The 20,323-nt window shown below is 70.7% G+C and carries 19 protein-coding genes and 1 pseudogene; 11 read left to right on the top strand and 9 right to left on the bottom strand.

The window, feature by feature from the left end; translation table 11 throughout:
• Positions 1-34 precede the first annotated feature (34 nt).
• A complete protein-coding gene (locus AB0F29_RS08450; RefSeq protein ID WP_361868901.1) occupies positions 35-553 on the top strand; it encodes a hypothetical protein in 519 nt (172 codons plus the stop codon).
• 29 nt (positions 554-582) lie between these two features.
• On the opposite strand, the gene AB0F29_RS08445 is transcribed toward AB0F29_RS08450, so the two are convergent.
• Positions 583-747, bottom strand: coding sequence for a hypothetical protein (locus tag AB0F29_RS08445; RefSeq protein ID WP_361868899.1), 165 nt, complete (start codon positions 745-747; stop codon positions 583-585).
• 426 nt (positions 748-1,173) lie between these two features.
• Here AB0F29_RS08445 and AB0F29_RS08440 point away from each other — a divergent pair.
• Positions 1,174-1,326, top strand: a pseudogene (locus AB0F29_RS08440) (hypothetical protein); the annotation flags it as partial.
• Between the two features lie 144 nt (positions 1,327-1,470).
• Here the strand turns inward: AB0F29_RS08440 and AB0F29_RS08435 are convergent.
• Positions 1,471-2,817: a cytochrome P450 gene (locus tag AB0F29_RS08435; RefSeq protein WP_361868896.1), complete on the bottom strand. Its 1,347-nt coding sequence runs from the start codon at positions 2,815-2,817 to the stop codon at positions 1,471-1,473.
• Positions 2,818-3,650: 833 nt separating this feature from the next.
• Here AB0F29_RS08435 and AB0F29_RS08430 point away from each other — a divergent pair.
• The 3 genes from AB0F29_RS08430 (at position 3,651) to AB0F29_RS08420 (ending at position 6,531) form a co-directional block, all read left to right on the top strand.
• Positions 3,651-4,475 (top strand): methyltransferase domain-containing protein, encoded by an 825-nt coding sequence (locus AB0F29_RS08430; RefSeq protein WP_361868894.1) that lies wholly within the window; start codon positions 3,651-3,653, stop codon positions 4,473-4,475.
• Positions 4,476-4,538: 63 nt separating this feature from the next.
• A complete protein-coding gene (locus tag AB0F29_RS08425; protein WP_361868891.1) occupies positions 4,539-5,324 on the top strand; it encodes a tRNA-dependent cyclodipeptide synthase in 786 nt (261 codons plus the stop codon).
• Positions 5,302-6,531 carry a cytochrome P450 gene (locus AB0F29_RS08420; protein WP_361868888.1) on the top strand — a complete coding sequence of 410 codons (1,230 nt, stop codon included), beginning with the start codon at positions 5,302-5,304 and terminating at the stop codon, positions 6,529-6,531. Before AB0F29_RS08425 ends, AB0F29_RS08420 begins: the two co-directional genes overlap by 23 nt.
• Before the next feature lie 155 nt (positions 6,532-6,686).
• Here AB0F29_RS08420 and AB0F29_RS08415 read toward each other — a convergent pair whose 3' ends face one another.
• Positions 6,687-7,931, bottom strand: coding sequence for a hypothetical protein (locus AB0F29_RS08415; RefSeq protein WP_361868886.1), 1,245 nt, complete (start codon positions 7,929-7,931; stop codon positions 6,687-6,689).
• A 1,135-nt stretch (positions 7,932-9,066) separates the two neighbouring features.
• Positions 9,067-9,327 carry a hypothetical protein gene (locus AB0F29_RS08410; RefSeq protein WP_361868883.1) on the bottom strand — a complete coding sequence of 87 codons (261 nt, stop codon included), beginning with the start codon at positions 9,325-9,327 and terminating at the stop codon, positions 9,067-9,069.
• Positions 9,328-9,493: 166 nt separating this feature from the next.
• On the opposite strand from AB0F29_RS08410, the gene AB0F29_RS08405 reads away from it, so the two are divergent.
• From AB0F29_RS08405 to AB0F29_RS08385, 5 genes are all read left to right on the top strand, one after another.
• Positions 9,494-9,733, top strand: a complete 240-nt coding sequence (locus AB0F29_RS08405; protein WP_361868880.1) for a hypothetical protein — start codon at positions 9,494-9,496, stop codon at positions 9,731-9,733.
• Positions 9,734-9,753: 20 nt separating this feature from the next.
• Entirely contained in the window at positions 9,754-10,107 is a 354-nt protein-coding gene (locus AB0F29_RS08400) for a DUF6233 domain-containing protein (protein WP_361868878.1), read from the top strand.
• Positions 10,108-10,256: 149 nt separating this feature from the next.
• Entirely contained in the window at positions 10,257-10,679 is a 423-nt protein-coding gene (locus tag AB0F29_RS08395) for an ANTAR domain-containing protein (RefSeq protein WP_361868876.1), read from the top strand.
• 392 nt (positions 10,680-11,071) lie between these two features.
• Entirely contained in the window at positions 11,072-11,740 is a 669-nt protein-coding gene (locus tag AB0F29_RS08390; protein WP_361868873.1) for a GNAT family N-acetyltransferase, read from the top strand.
• A 113-nt stretch (positions 11,741-11,853) separates the two neighbouring features.
• A complete protein-coding gene (locus AB0F29_RS08385; protein ID WP_361868870.1) occupies positions 11,854-12,444 on the top strand; it encodes a hypothetical protein in 591 nt (196 codons plus the stop codon).
• Between the two features lie 133 nt (positions 12,445-12,577).
• Here AB0F29_RS08385 and AB0F29_RS08380 read toward each other — a convergent pair whose 3' ends face one another.
• Both AB0F29_RS08380 and AB0F29_RS08375 read right to left on the bottom strand, forming a co-directional pair.
• Positions 12,578-13,669, bottom strand: a complete 1,092-nt coding sequence (locus tag AB0F29_RS08380) for a Zn-dependent alcohol dehydrogenase (RefSeq protein WP_361868868.1) — start codon at positions 13,667-13,669, stop codon at positions 12,578-12,580.
• Positions 13,670-13,703: 34 nt separating this feature from the next.
• Positions 13,704-15,098 (bottom strand): aldehyde dehydrogenase family protein, encoded by a 1,395-nt coding sequence (locus AB0F29_RS08375; protein WP_361868865.1) that lies wholly within the window; start codon positions 15,096-15,098, stop codon positions 13,704-13,706.
• Between the two features lie 299 nt (positions 15,099-15,397).
• Here AB0F29_RS08375 and AB0F29_RS08370 point away from each other — a divergent pair, with 299 nt between their 5' ends.
• Positions 15,398-15,898: a DinB family protein gene (locus AB0F29_RS08370; protein WP_361868863.1), complete on the top strand. Its 501-nt coding sequence runs from the start codon at positions 15,398-15,400 to the stop codon at positions 15,896-15,898.
• Between the two features lie 13 nt (positions 15,899-15,911).
• Here the strand turns inward: AB0F29_RS08370 and AB0F29_RS08365 are convergent, their stop codons facing one another.
• The 3 genes from AB0F29_RS08365 to AB0F29_RS08355 form a co-directional block, all read right to left on the bottom strand.
• Positions 15,912-17,282 carry an ABC transporter ATP-binding protein gene (locus AB0F29_RS08365; protein ID WP_361868862.1) on the bottom strand — a complete coding sequence of 457 codons (1,371 nt, stop codon included), beginning with the start codon at positions 17,280-17,282 and terminating at the stop codon, positions 15,912-15,914.
• A 184-nt stretch (positions 17,283-17,466) separates the two neighbouring features.
• Complete coding sequence (locus AB0F29_RS08360) at positions 17,467-18,843, bottom strand: MFS transporter (protein ID WP_361868860.1); 1,377 nt, start codon at positions 18,841-18,843, stop codon at positions 17,467-17,469.
• Entirely contained in the window at positions 18,843-20,288 is a 1,446-nt protein-coding gene (locus AB0F29_RS08355) for a citrate:proton symporter (protein ID WP_361868857.1), read from the bottom strand. Before AB0F29_RS08355 ends, AB0F29_RS08360 begins: the two co-directional genes overlap by 1 nt.
• Positions 20,289-20,323 lie beyond the last annotated feature (35 nt).

Below are 20,323 nucleotides of genomic sequence, written 5' to 3'. Positions count from 1 at the left end.
CCCCCTCCTGACCGACGGGATCGAACCGGCAACGGTGCTGCTCGACGGAGGCAGCGGCGCGAACTTCCATGAGAGCAACGACTGGTGGATCTTCTCGGGTGAGCTGCGCAGGCCGCCGGCGCCCAGCCTTTGCGGAGCGTGCTCGTGCGGCTGGCGCGGCGAGACCAGCTACCCGCTCAGCTGGGAGGATGTGGACCGGAACGCCCCGCACCTCTACGACACCAGGCAGCTCAAGGACGACTGGGCCCGGCACATCGGCGACGTCGAAACCCGCGCAGTCTCGGTTCCCGACGTGCTCGTCGCGCTCCTGGACCAGGTCGAGCAGGAGCTCGACAGGCTCGCCGGCGACGCGCCGCCGGCCGGGCTGCGGGCGATCAGCAGACTTGAGCACGTCATCGCGGAAGCCGGCTATGCGGCGGCGTACGGGGCCGAGGCCGACGCGAGGTCTGGAACTCTGATCGCCCGGACTCGGGCTGCCCGAGCACGAAGGCCGCCGACGCCTACTCAGCTACTCTCTGTGCCGCTGAACTCGCCCGGACTCATGGGCCGGTGAGGATGTCGTGGTGCCGACGCGGCGCCAGATCACGTGGGGATGCCGGGGTAGACCTCGGGCCCGAACTGCCAGGTGGCGCGTCCTGCGGGCCCGGAGCCCATGGACCAGGTGATCTCGTAGACGCCGGTGGACCGCTGTACGCGCTTGACGCGTAAGCCGGGGCGGAACTGGCGGCCGGTGCGCAGGTCCGGCACGAAGGCGTCCAGGACGACACGGTGGAAGCGCCGGCGCTAGGCGGAGGTGAGGTGCTGGAGGTCGGTGGTGAAGCGGGGGAGGGTCTCGAAGGTGGGCACGTGGTCTCCTCCGGGCAACACGACGAAGCCCCTGGCTGTCGCCAGGGGCTGACGGACGGTGCGCGTTGGTGGTGTTCGTTCTTCGGCACCGGGTGGTGCTCAGGTGTTCGCTGCCGCGCTCGGGCGGTGAAGTGACGACCGCCGGAGAGCGACGACATTCGCAATCCGGCCCGAGGCCGCTTCCCGCCAGGCGGGCACCGGGGAAGGAAGGTCCGGCCGGTGCTGCCGCCGGACGGGCCCTCCGACGGACCGGCCCTTCCTCGTAGGTCAGAGCCGTGTGGCGTGGTCTGTCTGACAGTCGATATCAGGGTGATCCGGGCCGGTCAGATGTACCGCTACTACCTGCGTCAGACCGTCGTCGGCGACGGCCGCCGCCCTGCCCGAATGCCGCTGCGCGCCGCCCAGGAGCAGGCCGGTGTCCCGGCCGGGCGCTGGATGGGCCGCGGCCTGGCCGCGCTCGGACTCGCGCCGGGCGAGGAAGTCACCGAGAGCCAGCTGCGGAACCTGTACGGCGAGCGGGGCCGACACCCGTACGCGGACCGCATCGAGGCCGACCGGCTCGCCTTCGTCCTCTGTGGGCTGAGTGAAGCCGACGCGGGGTGTGCAGGTGGGACCCGGGCGGTGCTATGTGCGGGGCCTGAGGCGCATGTGCAGCCGTTGCGGGCTGAGTGTAAGGGCCAAGGCGGGGCGGACGGGGCGGCCGGGCAGGGGTTCCAGGCGCCATCGTGCGGCGATCGTGGCCAGGATGATGACGGCTTCGGTGATGCCGAACTGGTCGCCGACGCACTTGCGGGCGCCTCCGCCGAACGGGATGAAGGAGCCGTCCGGTGGGTTGAGGTGGCGGGAGCTGCTCCACCGGTCGGGGTCGAATTGCTCGGGGTTGTCGTACTGGTCGGTTCGGTGGTGGATGAGATAGGGGCTGAAGAAGACGGCCGTGCCGGAGCGGACGGGGTGCGTGCCGAGGTGTGTGTCGGTGGTGGTGGTGCGGCTGACGAGCCAGGCCGGCGGATAGCGTCGCAGGGATTCCATGAGGACGCGGCGTGTGTATTCCAGCCTGGGCACGTCGTCGAGTGTGGCTGCGGCGCCGGCGAGAACGCTGTCGGCCTCGGCGTGGAGCTGTTCTTCGATGTGGGGATGCTGGGCCAGTGCGTGCAGTGCCCATGCCAGGGTGGCGGCCGCGGTCTCGATGCCGGCGAAGAAGAAGGCCATCAGCTGGTCGATGATCTCGGCGTCGGAAAGGCTCTGGTCATGGCTGTCTTCGGGGGAATCGGGGCTGCCGAGGAGTACGGACAGCAGGTCGTCGTGGCCGGTGGCGGCGGAGCGGCGGTTCGCGGTGGCGCGGGCCATGGTCTGGCGCAGGCGGGATCGGGCCTGGTAATAGCGGCGGTTGCCGGGGGTGGGGAGCATGTTCAGGCGCGGTGGTGTGATCATGCGCCGGAAGATGCCGTCCGTGATGGCGCCGAGGTCCTCCAGTACCTCGGTGATGGCGGTGGGGTTGAGGGTGTCGGCGAACATGGTTGCCACCAGGCCCCGGGCGACGATGTTCTGCATCTCGGTATAGGCGTCGATGGTCTGGCCGTCGGTCCACGAGCCGGTGGCGGTGTCGGTCTGTTCGGTCATCAGGCGGGCGTACGCGGGCAGGCGGTCAGGGTGGAAGGCGGGCTGGACCAGCCGTCGCTGGCGGCGGTGGTCGGTATGGGGGCAGAGGGGCAGGCCGTTGCCCAGGACTTCCCTGCCCTGGTCGAATGCCGGGCCGCCTTTGTCGAAGGTGCGGTCGTTGACCAGGACGTGGCGGGTCAGTCCCGGGTCGCACACCAGAAGGGCCTTCATGGGGCCGATTCGGATGTGGACCAGGTCTCCGCGGGCGGGCAGTGAGGTGAGGAATTTCAGGGGGTCGCGTACCAGCGGCAGGAGGTGGCCGAGGAGAGGCAGCGCTCCCGGTGCCTGGCTGATCGGAACGTCCTTTGTCATAGCTGTCCACTCTCCGGTCGGCGGTGCGGTGGATGAAGCGGGGACGCGGGGTGCGCGGGGCCGGTTGTTGCGGGTGGAGCCCGGGGCCGGGTCCGGGGAGGCGGAGCCCGCGACCCCGCCGGTTCCTTTCCTTTCAAGAGAGCCAGTCCCACCCCAGGAAGGGAAGGTCTCGGTAACCAAAAGGGCGTGAACCTGTTGAACGGTCCTGTGCAGGCGAACCAGGGGGCGGGCCAGACGAAGGCCCGCTGGGGAAAGCACCCTGAGGGCGGGGCGGGGCGGATGGTTCTCGGGGGCCGCATGCGGATGCGAACGGGGCGAGGTGTGCCACCCGCCGGCGGGCTGAGTGGGTCGCGGCCGGGTTCCTGCTGCACCTTCCTTCCGGTCCTGGTGCCGCTGCAGAGCTGACGGCTGCCGAGGCCACGTAGGCGGCTGGGCGCCCCGGCCCACAGCGCTGCGGCTGCCCTCGCGCCTGCCCAGAGCCAGTCGGGTTGGTTGGTGACGCCGACTCCGGTCCGGCCCCTAATGGACGGGGCGGGCCGGCTTCGCGGCGGGCCGCCCCGGGCGCGCCGGGAGCGTGCTGCAGCCCTCCAGGCCGGGGACGCGTGCGGCGGGTCTATGTGTCTGGGCCTGGCCGATTCGGTTTCGGGACTGGCGGTTCCTCACCATCACAGCAGGGTTCAACGCGTTCACGCTTCTGGCAGCCCGCAGGCTCGTACCGCGTCGTATCGCGGCGATACGAAGGAGCAGCACACGAAGAACAACGAACCCGTGCACCGCCGGGAGTCCTTCGGGGCGGGCCGTGCACGACGACGCCTGAGCGCGAGGAGATGACGGTGGATTCCCAGTTCGACACAGCGGTGGCGGCGTACGAAAGCAGCATGGAGCAGATGCCGTTCCGGGAGCATGTCGAGGCGTACAGCTTCCTGAACGCGGTCGGTGACATCGTGGGACGGGACGTGCTCGACCTCGGGTGCGGCAGTGGGCTGTACACCCGTCGGTTGCGCCGTGCCGGGGCGGCCCGCGCGGTGGGGGTGGACGAGTCGGCCGCCATGGTGGAGCACGCCCATCGGCGCGAGGAGCGCGAGGGGCTGGGCGTGGAGTACCTGGCAGCGAACGCCGCCGATCCCGACGCAGGCGCTCTGCCGGGCATCGCTGAGTCCTTCGACGTGGTCACAGCCGTGTATGTGCTGCCCTACGCGTCCAGCCAAGAGGCGCTGCACGGTTTCTGTATGACGGCGCGACGAGCGCTGCGCGCGACGGGCGGGCGGTTCGTGGCCGCGGTCCTCAACCCGGAGTTCTCCACGGATCCGCAGTGGTACCGGGGCTACGGGATGCTCCTGAGCTCGCAGGAGTCACCGGCGGAGGGCACGCCGGGGCACCTGCGGGCGTGGGTAGGGCCGGAGGTGCTGGACCTGGACTTCTTCCGCTGGTCCACGGCAGCACACGAGCAAGCTCTCGAGGCGGCCGGATTCGACGGCGTCTCGTGGATTCGCCCGACCGTCTCCGACGAGGGCCGCGCGAGGTATGGGGATGCGTTCTGGGCGAACTACCTCGACTGCCCTCACGCCCTGATCATCGACGCCCACGCCGGCCCGGAGGCTGTGCCCGACAGCCCTACCCACCCGGCCGAAGACACCTCAGCGACACCGGACCAGTGAGCTGGCCCCCACAGCTCTCCCAACCGACCCACCCCAACCGACCCGAGGAATAGGGCCACTGCCATGAGCCGAATCAGTACAGCTTCACCGCCACTCACCGGTACTGACGCACCTCCGGAAAGCGCGGCACAAGACCTCTCAGGCCCCAGCGGATTCCGGGTAGAGGGGGTAGACCTTCACAACCCGCGCCTGGGCGAGCGGTACGGCACCCTGGTGCTGGGCCTGTCGCCGTTCAACTCCTTCTACTCCACGCAGACCGTAGCGGACCTGTGCCAGAGCGCGGCCAGGTCGTTCTCCGACGTGCACGTGGTCCTGCCGGGGGCCCCTGAATCGGCGCTGCGCTACATATCCGCGGGCAAGCCGCCGCGGCACGCGGTCCAGCGCTCCAAGCGCGTCATCCACAACATGCGCAACGTCGCACGCCGCACCCTGGCCGACTGCGGGATGTCCGACACCGACGCCCGGGTGCATGTGATGACCCGCTTCGCCTCCCACCCGCGCTACCAGAAGAGCCGGGCCCGCATCGAGAGCGCCTACCGCACGCAACGGCCGATGCGGGAAGCGGTGCACGCGATGACCCGGACCGCCCTGGCCACCTCCCTCGACTCCGACCCCACACCAGCCCAGGTCGAGAGCAACACCCGCTACATCTTCGCCGAGGCCCCACTTTTGCTGGACGCCGCCAGCATGCTCGCACGGCCCAGCACCCTGTTCGTCTACCACCGCCGGGTGCCCCTCTATGACGTGGTGGCCACCGGCCAGGTCCCCGGCCTCACCGTAGGAACGGGCCACACCCTGTCCGTACTCACCGATGAAAGGAACGACCGTGGCAACAACGATCCCCGATGAACTGACCTGGCCCGACTCCTTCCCCACCCGCGGCCACGGCCTGCCGCCCGAGATGTTCGACATCCTGCGACGCGAACGGCCGATAGCGCCGGTGACTTTCCCCTCCGGGCACCGCGCCTGGCTGGTCACCCGCCGCACCGACATCACCGCGATCGGATCCAGCCGCAACTTCTCCCGCAATCTCACCTGCCCCGGCGGGCAGCGCATCGCCGGAGACGACTTCAACAGCGTGCCCGGCGGCATCTTCAACCTCGACCCGCCCGAGCACACCACCGTACGACGCGTGGTCCAGCCGTTCTTCAACCCGGCCGCCGCGGCGGCAATCCAGCCCGCCATTGCCCTGGCCGCCTCCGACCTCGCGATAGCCTTGCGCGAGGGCCCCAACCCCGCAGACCTGCACCGCGCCTACGCACATCCGCTCGCCGCGACCCTCGCCTGTGACCTCATGCGGGTGGCCCCACGTCAGCGCCGCAAGATCGTTCCCCGGCTGCGCTCGCAGGTCGACTACACGACACCGGCCGCCAAGATCGACACCTCCACCCGGTGGATGCTCGACTTCGCGACCGAAGTGATCGAAGCCAAGAAGGCCGACTACGACGACGGATGCGAGCCGCGTGACCCGGTCGAGGCGCTGATCCGCGCTCACCAGCACGGGGCCATCACCGCGGAGCATCTGCACGCCACGGTGATGTATCTGTTCGTCACCTCCGCCGAACCGGTCACCGGGCCGGTCACGACCGGTGTCTACACACTGCTGCGGCACGGCGACCAGCTCGCCCGCATACGGCGCGACCCCGGTCTGTGGCCCACTGCGGTGGCCGAGCTCCTGCGCCTGCACCACAACGGCATGACGTCGATGCCCCGGCTCGCCCTGGCCGACACAGAACTGCACGGAGTCCGCATCCGGGCCGGCGACGCCGTCGTCACCCCCTGGGTCGCCGCGACCTGGGACCCCGAGCACTACAAACAACCGGAGCGCTTCCGCCTCGACCGCAGCACACGGGAGGACCCGGCCATCACCTTCGGCACCGGCCCCCACTTCTGCCTCGGCGTCAACATCGCCCGCCTCTACCTGCAGACCGCGCTCTCGACCCTCTTCACACAACTGCCGGACCTGGCCCTGGCGGCCAAGCACGAGGACATCGCCTGGGAACCGGACACCTACCTCTTTACCCGGCCGACGGAACTGCCCGTCACCTGGTCCTGAGGTGTGTGGGCTTCAACACCCCGCACTCTGTCGCCTCAGATGTTCTCTGCCTCCGCACATGAGCAGACTCTGCTACGAGGCGAGGCACAGACCACTCTCGGGCGGCGGCTACCGTCCCCCGAAGGGGCTCGGCACGGTCGGCCTGGAGGGCAGGTCTATACGCGGCGGCGGAAGGCTGCCATGGACTGGCGTAGTTCTGCCACGTTCGTGCGGGCGGGCATGGAGGAGACTGTCCGGGCGCTGGCGAATGCCTTCTGGGCGTGCGGGAGCGCCTGGTCCCACTGCCCTGCGTGAAGAAGGGCGAGCGCGATCTGGCTGTGGGTGATGGCCAGGGCCTTGTGGTGGTCGACGGGTCTTGTCCTCAGGGAGTCCAGGAGGGCCTGGAGGTGGTCAGGACCTGCTCCCAAAGCCTTGAGTACGAGAGCGCGCTGGTACTGGAGCGACGCTTCCGTGTAGGTCTCGAAGGGACTTGTCGCTTGGAGGTCCTCCTGGTGTATCCGCAAGGCGGTGGCGAGCGCACGGAGCGCAGCGGGGCGGTCACCGGTCCGGGCCAGAGTGAGGGCATGACCGGAGTAGAGGAAGCTCCGGAGCGCAGGCGCCGCGTTCGGCCCTGCGATCTCGATGGCGTGGCCCGTGAGTTTCCAACTGAGCGCTCTCTCGCCAAGGCTGTCCGCCAAGGTGGCCAGGGCGCGCAGAGTGATGGCGTAGTCGGGCCGGGCACCGGCCCGCCGGGCGAGTCTCAGCGCGTGCTGGTAGTAGCCCTGGGCAAGCCCTGGACGGCCGCTGTCGGCCGCTATAGCGGCTTGGACGTAGCTGAGCCGGGCAAGGGCGGTGAGGACTTCCGGCCTGTCGGTCTCGGTGCTGCGCACGACCAGGAGGCGCGGTGTCTCATCGGCTATGTAGCGTGACAAGGTGGTGCCGAGCGTCAGCCCCCCGTAGCGCTGGACGTGTTCGAAGAAAAAACTGCTGAGGTGTTCGAGGCGCTGTGCGGTGGATGAGCGGCGGCTGTCAGAATCGCGCAGCCGGATAGCTGCTCCGCTGAGTTCGGCTTCGATCTCCTGGACGGAGAAGAGGCGCGCAGGACGGCCTCGTCGGTCGGAGTCGGCGTCAGTGACGGCGAATTCGGCGAGTGCGAGGATCGGGTGCGCGGTGGAGGAAGATGCCGCCTGTTGCGGGGATGCCAGCCCCGTCCATTCGGGGGTCACCAGTCGGCCCAGGCGGCGGCTGAGGACCTCGGCCACCAGGGCGGGCACGGGAGGGCGCGGGCGGGACCCGGACAGCCAGTGCGCGACCGCTGTTCGGTCGTAGGCCAGGCGCAGGCCGTGAAGAGTCCCGAGCCGGTTGACTTCCCGGGCCAAATCCCCGTTGGTCCACTTTGCCTCCTGCTGAAGAGCAGCCAAGCGAGTATTTCGCGTCCCTTTAGGCACACCTTCCCCCGCTCCCCGGCCCCAGCACGGTCCTGGCAGATTTAAGAGAACAGTCGCCATGATGCTGTGAACATCCACTTTAAGACCGCCGTGGATCCACGTCCCCGTAAGTTCCGGACATCTGCGCAGTTCAAGCGGGACTTTTTAGGCCATCTTCCGGCCGTCTCCGAATTCAGCGCGCTCGGGCACCGACGGGCTCTTCTCCAAGTGGGCCGCGCTACCTCTGGTGGGCCTTGGAGTGGCGCCTGAAAGTCGCTGACAGCGTGTGATCGGAAGGCAATAGGAATGAGCAATTCCGAAGCGAGACAGCCCGTTTTTCGACTGCGTGGCCATACGAAGCAGGGGCGGGGGCACGGCCGCAACGGCCGATCAAGAGACGCGCAGCCTCTTCGATCGGCCGTAACCGACACTCCACTCTTGAAGGAACCGGCCAGCCGGAACAGCTGCAAAGTCAGTTGAAGCCTGTCACCAGCCCCTCCTGTGCCGGCTCCTGGCAGAGCTGCGCATCATCGGCGGCTGTTTCCCACGCCTCGCAGGGAGGGGGAGCGGCCGGAGTAAGCGAAACCAACGGCGATTCGCAAGGCACCGGAAGGGGACACAGTGCGAAAGGATCTGTCATGGTCCATCGCTACCGCGTTCACCCATCGCAACAAGCTTTCTCAGCACACGACGCGAGCCGAGACACGCAAGGGAACGATTCTGTACTCCCCAACGGCCGAGTGTGAACAACCGGGGACTCACCAGTCCCGGCTGCCCTTGTCCTGCTCACTCCCAATTTTGGGGCGGGGGACCCTGACACTCCAACCACCCCAGCACCAAGAAATGACAAAGGGGCCTTAGAAGCGCAGCTCACGAAGGGTCTGGCCCACGAGCGCGCGGAGTGACCAGGTTGGAACGAGCTGGCCTAAGATTTTCCAACGTCGAGCTCAAGAGGGCGCGGAGCGGCCGGAACGGCTTCGGCGGTTAAGGACGCCGACGGCGATGATCCGCCGGCTGGTCTGCTGGTCGCGGTAGGCCGCGGCGCGGCAGGCGTCGGAGCAGTACCGCCGCCGGGCCGATCCGGCCCGGGGGAGACCGGCCCCGCACACCGCGCACACCCGTGAGCGCCTCACTCCTCCAGTGTCCGCCCCTGGCGGCCTTCGCACATGTTCCCGGAGCCTTCCGCATGTACGCGGCCCTCCTGCGGCATTTCCTCGACAGCAGCGCCGCCGCGGCCTCGACCTCGGCGCCGCGGGGCGACCTCCTCTTCCTCCAGCGCCCGGAACATCGCCGCCGCGTCCAAGCCGGCGCCCGTCTCGGCGACCAGGGCCATGTGCCCGCTCCACAGCCGCAGCGCCGCCTGCCGTCCGCACCGGGCGGCCGTGACCAAGGACGCCAAGCTCGTGGTCGCGGGGCCGGTGCCGGGGAACGTGGCGGCAGCGGCGTGCGGGCTGGAAAACGCGGCCCGGTCACCCCGGAGGCGGTGCGCCGGCACCGGCCGGGCCCGGTGAGCAGTGGAGTGGCACAAGAAATCGAACGCATGTTCTGATAGGTGGATGGACGGCTTCCCCTTCCCCGACGATCTTGTCCGCGCCCAGCGGGAGTGGCACGACACCTACCGCGCCCTGGCCGTGCCGCGTCCGCGCGGTGCCACGGAGCTGCGCCGTCGGCTGCTCCTGCTGTCGGTGAGGATCGAGTGGCATCCGTTCTGGTCGACTCCGGCCGGGTGGACGCCTGCGGCCCGGGTGGAGCTGAGGCGGCGAGCCGGCGGGGGCCGGCGTGCGGACGCGGCGTGAGCCGGAGGAGCCGATCGGGCATGGGTGATCTGCCTCCTGACCTGGAGCGTCTCCGGACACTGGAAACGTGGCTGGTCCTCTCCCTGGATCGGGTGCGTGAGCAGATCGCGGCTGTCGAGAGGTCGGCGCAGCCCCAGCGCGCCGCGCGGCCCCCGGCCGCCGCCCGGCCTGGGCCGCGTCGCACGCCGACGCCTGAGTGGGGGATCTCTGCTGTCGGTATCGGGGCGCCCGTCGCTGAGATTCACCGGGGCGACTGCTTCGCCGGGGGAAGGGCGCTGCGGCCGGTCAGTGGGGAGCGTGCCCGTGCGGAGCTGGCCGAGGGTGTCCAGGCTTGCGCGGTGTGCCGCCCCGACAACGTGCTCAGCAGACCCTGACCCCTGCTCGGGCCGCTCTGAGCGGAATGCCCCTCACGTGAGTACCCCGGCGGACCGTGCGCAGGGCTCCTGACCTGCGCGGCCGGGGTACGTGCGCCCGGGGCTGTGTCGTGATGCATTGCGTACGGTGCGGCGGGAAGATGACGTCCATGGCCGCCTCTGCCTCTCCCGGTCAGGGGAGTACCGCGCCCGCCGTCCGCTACGGCCCGCCCCCGCCGGACGGCGCACACCCGGCGGTGGACAGCACCCGCCCGGCGGGAACCGGTGACACCGGGGCGGAACTGGACCGGGCGCTGGAACAGGTCCGTCAGCTGGAGCAGGCCTTAGTGAGCCTCGCGGTGATCGACCAGGCGTGTGGAGTCCCCATCGCCCTGACCCGCTGCTCACCCGAGGAGGCGTGGGACGTGCTGGTGAACGTCTCGCAGCACTCCAACGCGAAACTGAGGGCGGTAGCCGGAACGCGCGTGACCCACGCCCAAGGCGAAAGGCTCCCCGAGCCCCTGCGCCGCTGCCTGGAGCGGGAGCTGCGCCGGCGGGCCGTGGGGGACCGGCAGAGCGACGGCGCTGGGTGACCCGGCCGCTTCTCCGGTTCACCCGTTATCAGAGCAAAGTGATGACCTGTCACCTGGGGGCGTTACTCAACGTGAGGGCTCCCCCGGACCAGCATGTGCGACTCGACGTTCGACGACATCGGGTCCGTACGGCTGATCATGGCCGACCAGCGCGGCGCGATCCCGCCGGGTCTGCTCGGGCGGCCGTGCGCCGTTCTGGACCACGCCGCCCGCCGGGGCGGGCCCCGCCGAGGCCGCATTGGCGGTTTCCGGCCCAGTAGATCAGGGAGCCGGTTCGCGGTGACCCGCGCGGGTAGGTCACGCTGGCTATCGGCCGCAGCCGCTCTTTTTGAGGGAGTCGTGGGCATGAGGACGTATCTGCTTTTCTTCATTGCCACGACCGGGGTGGCGTGATGTTCGACATCGTCCGGCTGGGGCCTGGGGACCGCGGGCTCATCCTCACCATGCAGGAGCGCATCTACGCCGCTCTGCCAGAGAAGACCGTCTTCGAGCGCAGCTCAGGGGAGTTCATCGAGTACTGCCTTGACGGGGGCGGTCTGTGTTACGCGTCGCTCCGTCACGGTGTACCGGTGGGCTATCGCATGGTCTATTTTCCGCGGGGCCGGGAGTTCAACCTCGCCAAGGAAGTGCCGCTTCCCTCCCACGAGTGGGACCGGGTCGCTCACTGGGATACCACGGCGGTCCAGCCCGAGTGGCGCGGACACGGGCTGGGCGGTCTGATGAACGCGCGGGCGCTGGCCGACCTTGCCGGCACCGGCACGCGGCACGTCTTCGCGACGAGCTCCCCCTGCAACCCGTACGGCGTGAAGCCGTTGGTAACGGCGGGACTCCGACCGGTCCGTCTCGTGCGGAAATTCGGCGGTCACCTGCGCTTCCTGCTGTACCGCCCCTTTCCGGCCGGGTGGGGTGCGGATTCCCCACGCGGGGAGGAGAAGGCCGTGGCCCTCTCCGCCATCACTGAACTTGAGGCAGCCTTCCGGGACGGTTGGGTCGGTGCTGAGGTCGTGATCGACGAAGCCGGAGCGCGACTGCGCATGCGACGCGCTCCTCTCCCCTTCTGAACCGACACCCGGGTGGTCGGGCCGCAGAGCCCCACCGCCGCTTTCGCGCTGCGGGCAGAGCTGAGGCCGCGGACAAGGGAACGCGTCAGCAGAAGGCTGACGTCACGCTGTGCGTGGAGACCGACGGCACGGTCATGCGGGCCCGCACCTCGGCCGTCTGCTATCACGCCACGCCCAGCTCCTCGTGGTCGAAGACGGACGTTTGCGAGGCTTTTGACTCCATCACCGCCAAGAAGGGCGGTACGTCTGTGGGCGGCTGGAACTCGAACTTCGGCTACGCCGGGCCGGGTGCCTACACCTTCGCCGTGAAGGCCACGGTCTTCGGAGGGAATACGAACGGGGGAAGCGAGATCTCGATTGAGGGCGGTAGCACCTACAACCTCGATTTCACCGTGCAGAAGGTGGACAGCGCCGTCATCGAGGGCAAGTTCATGCGCGAACCCTCCGATGACGAGGACGACCCCGCCGATGTAATGGTCGCGAACATCGGGAACGTGCCGGCGCGCGGGACCGCCCTGATCCTCCGCCCCATGGCGGAGCCTGGCCTTTCGGAGCCACTCGGCCGTTGTGCGACGGAGTTGATTAAGAGCCCGCGAGACGAAGCCAAGGTCAGGAAGGCGCGTGAAGCGCTGGGAGAGAACGAGAGGGAGACGACGCTGAGCACGGACGCCCATTGCGTGGGGGATGCGACGGTCGCCGTCTGAGACCTGGGCACCATCCAGCCCGGCGGGAGCACCGGCGTCAACGCCGTCCCCAACCTGAAGTGGGAGGCCAGCGCGACCAACGCCCGCAATCAACCCGGCGGCGTGACGGCCTTAGGTGTATTGCCCTGTGAGGTTAGGGCCGGGCCTGGAAGACCACCAGCGCGCGGCCGCCCTTGCCCGCGATCATGTTGTCGAAGGCGGCGGGAATGCCGTCCAGGGCGATGTGCTCGGTGACCATCATCGACAGGTCGAAGCAGCCGGCGCGGATGTGGTCGGCGAGGACGGGCAGATCGCGGGCCGGGTCGCTGTTGCCGTAGACGCAGCCCGTCAGGGTCCTGCCCCAGTGGAAGAGCTCCAGGGCGTTGAAGGTGACTTCCTGGTCCTTGCCGCCGATGCCGACCACCGTGGTGCGCCCGCCGCGCCGGGTGGATTCCCAGGCGGCCCGGATGGTCGCGGGCCGGCCGACGCACTCGACCGCGACGTCCGTGCCCCGGCCGCCGGTGAGCTTGCGGATCTCGCGCGGGGTGGTGGCGGAGGCGACGACGTAGTCGGTGGCTCCCGCCTGCCGGGCCAGCTCCTCCTTGGCCGGGGAGACGTCGACCGCGATGATCCGGGACGCGCCGGCGATCCGGGCGGCCTGGAGCACGGCGAGGCCGACGCCGCCGATCCCGAAGACGACGACGCTCTCGCCCTCGCGGACCCGGGCGCTGTGGTGGATCGCCCCGTAGCCGGTCAGGACCGCGCAGCCGAGGAGGGCGGCGTCGGTGAGCGGGATGCCGTCGGGGGCGGGGAGCACGCAGTTCGCGGCGACGACGGTCTCCTCCGCGAAGGCCGCGACGTTGAGGCCGGGGTGGAGGTCGGTGCCGTCGGCCGTACGGGCGTGGAGGTTGGCGGTCCCCTTCAGGGCGTCGGCGCAGAGCCAGACCTCGCCGATCCCGCAGTGGAAGCAGGCCCCGCAGGAGGGGGCCCAGTTGAGGACCACGCCGTCGCCCGGGGCCACCTGCGTGACACCCTCGCCGACCGCCAGGACCGTACCGGCGCCCTCGTGGCCGAGGACGGCGGGCACCGGGACGCGCATGGTGCCGTTGGACAGGGACAGGTCGGAGTGACAGACGCCGGCGGCGGCGAGGGAGACGCGCACCTGGCCGGGGCCGGGCTCCGGCAGGACGATGTCGGTGATCTCCAGCGGAGCTCCGACGGCGGGCAGTACGGCGGCGCGGACCACGAGCAGTCTCCTTGTGCGGGAAGGGTTGCGGGGTTCAGAACTGGAGCGACTTGGTCTGGAGGTACTCCGCCAGGCCGTGCGGCCCCAGCTCGCGTCCCACCCCCGACTGCTTGTAACCGCCGAACGGGGCCAGCGGGTTGAACCGTCCGCCGTTGATGTCGACCTGTCCGGTGTCCATCCGGCGGGCGAAGGCCACCGCCTCCTCGTCGTCGGCGGCCCAGACGGCGCCGGCGAGCCCGTACACGGTGTCGTTGGCGATACGGAGGGCGTCGTCCTCGTCCTCGTACCGCAGGATCGAGATCACCGGGCCGAAGATCTCCTCGCGGGCGATCGTCATGTCCGGCGTGACATCCGCGAAGATGGTCGGGCTGACGTAGTAGCCGGTCTCCAGGGGCGCGTCCGGGCCGCCGGCGACCAGCCGGGCGCCCTCCTCGACGCCCTTGGCGATGTAACCGCGCACCCGGTCCCGCTGCTTGGCGTTCACGAGCGGACCGACCCGCTCGCCGACCACGTACTTGGTGAGAGCGTTCGCCGCGAGCTCCACGGCCTCCTCGTACCGGTCGGCGTCCACCAGCATCCGGGTCCAGGCGCTGCACGTCTGGCCGGAGTTGGTCATCACGTTGGCGATGCCGACGTTGACCGCTTTGGCGAGGTCCGCACCGGGCAGGATCACGTTGGCGGACTTGCCGCCGAGCTCCAGGGCGACCCGCTTGACGGCGGCCCCGGCGGTGGCGCCGATCTGCCGGCCCACGGCGGTGGAGCCGGTGAACGAGACCAGGTCGACGTCCTCATGGGCGGCGAGCGCCTGGCCGGCGACCGGTCCGAGGCCGGTGACGAGGTTGAAGACGCCCGGCGGCAGACCGGCCGCTTCGGTGGCCTCCGCGAAGAGCTGCGCGGTGAGCGGGGTGTCCTCGGCGGGCTTGAGGACGACGGTGCAGCCCGCGGCGAGGGCGGGGGCGACCTTGGCGACGATCTGGTGGAGCGGGTAGTTCCAGGGGGTGATCGCGCCGACCACGCCCACCGGCTCCAGCAGCACGGTGGAGTTGCCGATCCGCTCCTCGAAGGCGTGGCGGCCGGCCAGTTCGGCGTAGGAGGCGGCCACCAGCACGGGCACGCTCGCGTGAACCTTCTGGGACAGCGGCAGCGGCGAGCCCAGCTCGGCAGTGATGGTCTCGGCCAGTTCGTCCTTGCGGGCGGTCAGCGTGTCGGCCAGCGCGGTGAGCCGGGAGGCGCGCTCGGCGGGCGGGGTCGCGGCCCAGGCGGGGAAGGCGGCGCGCGCCGCCCGTACCGCCGCGTCGACGTCCTCGGCCGTTCCCGCCGGCACGCGGGCGATGACCTGCTCGTCGGCCGGGTTCACGACCGCGATCGTGTCCTGTCCGACGGCGGGCCGCCACGCACCGTCGATGTACATCTGGTCATGCGCCTTCATGGCTGTTTCCTCCCGGACGTGCTGTGCGGAGCCGAGGTGCGCGGAGCGCCGAAGCCGAACTGTGCGGAGCGCCGAAGCCGTGCGGCGCGGGGCAGCACGTCGCACCCACCCAAACTAGCGCCGTTAGTTTTCTGACGCCAGGGAGGCTTGGGAGACGCCGGTCACGCCCGGCACGCACGCCCCGGCACGGGCATCCCTGCTCGCGCCGCCTTGCCGTAACGGCATGATCCCTTGCCCTGGCGGCAGTGGACCGGCCAAGACTGGAACGAGCACGCGAACCCGGATCCCAGGAGGCACCCATGACCGCCGAGCCCCGCCCGCGACGCCGCCGGGACACCCCGCCGCCCCGGGCCGGGGGCAGCGAGGCCGAGGTGCTGCGCGGCTTCCTCGACTACCTGCGCGAGTCGATCGCCGCGAAGGTCGAGGGAGCCCCGGAACCGGAGGCCCGCGCCGCCGCGGTGCCCTCGGGCACGAACCTGCTCGGCCTGCTCAACCACCTGACCTACGTCGAGCGCTCCCTGTTCCTCGGGAAGCGGGTCGCCGACTGGCCGGCGACCTTCCACGCCGCCCCCGCGGACGGCGTGGCCGAGGTCGTCGCCCGCTACCGGGAGGCGGTCGCTGAGGCGAACAGCGCACTCGACACGTGCACCGGCCTCGGCGCGCCGGTGCCCCGCCCACGCTCGGACGACCCCGCCCCCAGCGTCCGTTGGGCCCTCGCGCACATGATCGAGGAGACCGGTCGCCATGCCGGTCACGCGGACATCCTCCGTGAGCTGATCGACGGCTCGACGGGGCGCTGAGCCTGCGGGCCCCTCAGCTCCGGGGAAGGTCGTCGAAGCCGGGGGCGTCCCGGGGCAGGGGGCAGATGCGGCGACCGTAGTGGTCGAAGACGTACAGGTGGGCCAGGTCCACCAGCAGCGGCACCTGTCCCCCGGTCCGCACTCGCAGGTCGGGTCCGGTGCGCACGACCAGGTCGCCGGAGGGTGCGGAGGGGTGGTCGGGGCCCCGGGGCTCCGTGGGGTCCGGGGCGGGTTCGTCGAGGGTGACGACAGGACCGCTGATACGGCCGCCCGTCCGCCCCCCGAGCCGTCTCCGGACACCGACCCCGCCTCCCCCGCCGGCCGCGGCCCTGCGGCGGCGGGGCATCGTCCGGGGCCGGGCGGATTCGAGGTCCGGGACCACGGCGGGCCGCGAACCGGTCCTGAGGTGGACCAGCGCCTCGTGCCCCTGGTATTCGACGTGCTCGACGATGCCGCTGAGGGCGACCTCGCCGGGCCGGGCCTGGCTGGGCGGGGCGATCCGGACCGCCTCCGAGCGCAGCCCCACGATGATCCGCCGGCCCTGCTGGATCCGGAGCAACTGGTGGTCGGTGCTGAGGGGTTCGGGCAGGGCGAGCCGCTGCCTCCCGAGGTCGATCGACATCCGGCCCTCCAGCGGGGCGTGCACGACGGCCTGGAGGAGGTTGATGCGCGGGGTGCCGATGAAGGCGGCCACGAACACGTTGTCCGGCAGGGCGTAGACCTCGCGGGGCGGACTGACCTGCTGGAGGACTCCGCCGCGCATCACGGCCACCCGGTCGCCGAGGGACATCGCCTCGGCCTGATCATGCGTGACGTAGACCGTGGTGACGCCCAGTTCCTTGGTGAGCAGGGCGATTTCGGCACGCAGATGGCTGCGCAGCTTCGCGTCGAGGTTGGAGAGCGGCTCGTCCATCAGGAACACGGAGGGCCGGCGGGAGATGGCCCGGCCCATCGCGACCCGCTGGCGCTCGCCGCCGGAGAGCTGTGCCGGGTAGCGGTCGAGGACGTGCCCGATCCCGAGCATCCGGGCGGTGGCCTCGACGCGCGCGGTGTTGTCCTCGCGGGGGTTCTCCAGTCTCAGCGGGAAGCCGATGTTGGCCCGGTTGGTCATGCTCGGGTAGAGGGCGAAGTTCTGGAACACCATCGCCATGCCGCGTTCGCGCGGCGGGGTGTGGTTGGCGTACTCCCCGTCGAGGAGCAGCTCGCCCTCGGTGATCTCCTCCAGGCCCGCGATCATGCGCAGCACGGTGGACTTGCCGCAGCCGGAGGGCCCGAGCAGCACGACGAACTCGCCGGGGTCGACGGAGAGCGTGAACCGGTCGACGGCCCGCCGGTCCCGGCCGTAGTTCTTGCTGACTTGGTGCAGGGAGATCGCGCGCGTCATGAGGGTCCGCCCGGAGGAAGTGGTGGCATCGCGGTGGGGAGCGGCTGTGTGGAAGCTAGCCCACCGGGCGGGGTGTGGGAATGACTCGCGCGAAGGTTGGGGCATACGGGTCCGGCGGGGCCGGTTCGGCCGGGGCTCTCGGCCCGTTCCGTGCGGTCGGCGGTACGGGCCCGCTGCCGGCCGGTCAGCCGGGGTACTCGGCCCCCTTCCGTGCGGTCGGCGGTACGGGGCCGCCGCGGGCCGGGGTGTCCTGCGGTACGGCCGCGGGCACCGGGTCCGGCGGGGCGAGGGCGGACTCCGTGCCCGGGGGTGCCTGTGCCGGCTCCGTCTCCAGGGGTGGTACCGACCCCGTGCCCAGGGGCGCCGGTGACGGCTCCGGGCGTCCGTCGCCGCGCAGGCCGAGTCCCGCCGCGCCGATCAGGCCCACGCCGAGCAGCACGAACGGGGCGGCCACTCCCACCGCGCCCGCGATCAGCCCCGCCGCGGCGGGGGCGGCGACCTGGCCGAGCCGGTTGCCCGTCAGCCGGAGGGCGAGCGCGGTGGACCGGGCCCGGTCGGGGGCGGCCCGGACCACGGTGGTCATGGACAGCGGCTGGCCGACGCCGAGGCAGAAGCCGAGGACGGCGAGCATGACGGCGAGGACCGGGACGGACACGGGGAGGGCGACGCCCGCGCAGAGGAGCCCGGCGAGCAGGCAGCTGCTGGTCAGCAGGGCCCTGCGGCCCAGCAGCCTCAGCAGCGGCGACATGACCAGCCGGCAGGCGATCGTGGCGGCGGCCCGCAGGCTCAGCAGCAGCCCGACGGTGGCCGGGGCGATGGAGCGGTGTTCGCCGACGACCGGCAGGTAGGCGGTGAGGATGTCGGTGGCGGACAGCACCGCCATGCTGATGAAGATGCCCGCGGGGACGCCGCGCGCGCCCAGGATCGCGCGGACCGGGACCTTGTCGCCGGGCCGGCCCCCGGGGCCGGCCTCCCGGCGGTGCTCGATGCGCCAGAGCGAGGCGAGGGCGACGGCGGCGACCGCGGCCGCTACGAGGAGGGCGAGCGCGCTCGTACGCCCCAGGGCCCCGCCCTGCCCCGAGATGAGCGCGCCCGCGGCGACCGGGCCGATGAGCTGGCCGAGCGAGGCCCCGATGGTGAAGTGCCCGAAGTTGCGGTCCTGTTCGTCGGGCGCGGACTGCCGGGCCACGATCGACTGCGCGCCGATCACGAAGCACAGGTGGCCGAGGCCCATCACCCCACTCCAGGCGGCCATCGCGGGCAGCGAGGAGACGATGCCGCTGACCGCGCAGCCGCCGGAGATCAGGAGCACGCCGAGCGGCAGCAGGGGCGCGCAGCGGCCGTGGTCGGTGCGGCGGCCCAGCGGCACGGCGACGAACAGCGGGAGCAGGGCGTAGACCCCGGCGATGACGCCGACGGCCGCCTCGTCCGCGCCCAGCGCGAGGGCCCGGTAGGAGACGGCGGGCCGCGCCATCGACACCGCCCCCTGCGCGAAGGCGAAGGCGATGACGAGGCGCAGCAGCCAGCCCCTGCCGGGCCCGGTTCGCGGTGTGCGGGTCATTACATGATGCCGAAGAGGACGCCCGCCGCGAGCACCACGAGCGAGGTGAGGATGGCCCACTTGACGGTGAAGCGGGTGTGGTCGCCGAACTCGACCTTCGCCATGCCGACGAGGACGTACACGGCGGGCACGAGCGGCGAGGACATGTGCAGGGCCTGGCCGGCCAGGGAGGCGCGCGCGATCTCCAGCGGCGAGACCCCGTGGGCCGCGCCTGCCTCGGCGAGGACGGGGAGGACGCCGAAGTAGAAGCCGTCGTTGGACATGAAGTAGGTGAGCGGCAGGCTGAGCAGGCCGGTGACGATGGCCATGTGCGGGCCCATCGCGTCGGGGACCGCGCCGACGACCCAGTCGGCCATGTTCTCGACCATGCCGGTGCCGGTGAGGACTCCGGTGAAGACGGCGGCGGCGAAGACCATGCCGGAGACGTTGAGGACGTTGTCGGCGTGCGCGGCGATCCGGGCCCGCTGGTCGGGCATGTGGGGGAAGTTGACGGTGAGCGCGAGGGCCGCGCCGAGCAGGAAGAGCACCGGGATCGGCATCAGTTCCATGATCATCGCCGTCAGCAGGGCGGCGGTGAGTCCGGCGTTGAACCAGTAGAGCTTCGGGCGGAGCGTGGACCGGTTCGGGTCAAGGCCCTGGAACTCGTCGTCATCCCCGCCCCCGTCCGCGGGGTCGGCCGCGGCGTCGCTGCCGGCACCCGTACCCGTCCCCGTACCGCCCGCGGAGGCGGCGGCGCCCTTGCGGAGGCGGTCCTCACCGCCGGCGCCGCCCGCACCGGTGGACACGGTCTCCGGCTCCGGCTCCCGGGCGAGCGCCTCGTCGAGCGTGAGCATCCCCAGGCGCTTGCGCTCCCGGAGGCCGAGCACGTACGCCAGCACGAACACGGCGAGCAGACCCATGGCGAGCGCCGGGATCATCGGCACGAAGATCTCGGAGGCGTCCAGCTTGAGGGCGGTGGCGGCACGAGCGGTGGGGCCGCCCCAGGGGAGGGTGTTCATGACACCGTTGGCGGTGGCCGCGACGCCGGTCATGACGACCAGGCTCATCTTCAGGCGTTTGTAGAGGGGATACATCGCCGAGACGGTGATCATGAAGGTGGTGGAGCCGTCGCCGTCCAGCGAGACGATCGCGGCGAGCACCGCCGTACCGACGACGATGCGCATCGGGTCGGCCTGGCAGAACTTCAGAATGCCCCGGACGATCGGGTCGAACAGGCCGACGTCGATCATCACGCCGAAGTAGACGATGGCGAACATCAGCATGGCCGCGGTGGGCGCGAGGTTGCCGACGCCTTCGATGACGTAGTCGCCGAGCTGCGCTCCCTGTCCGACGGCGACACAGAACAGTGCGGGGATCAGTACCAGCGCCGCGATCGGCGACATCTTCTTCGTCATGATCAGGACCAGGAAGGTCGCGATCATGGCGAAGCCGAGGATTGTCAGCATGGGGGATACCTAACGTTCATCCTTGAACTCCCACC

Source organism: Streptomyces sp. NPDC026589, from assembly GCF_040638385.1.
Classification (GTDB): Bacteria; Actinomycetota; Actinomycetes; order Streptomycetales; family Streptomycetaceae; genus Streptomyces.
Note: the sequence above shows the minus strand (reverse complement) of the source record. Positions and strands in the feature narration are given on the sequence as shown.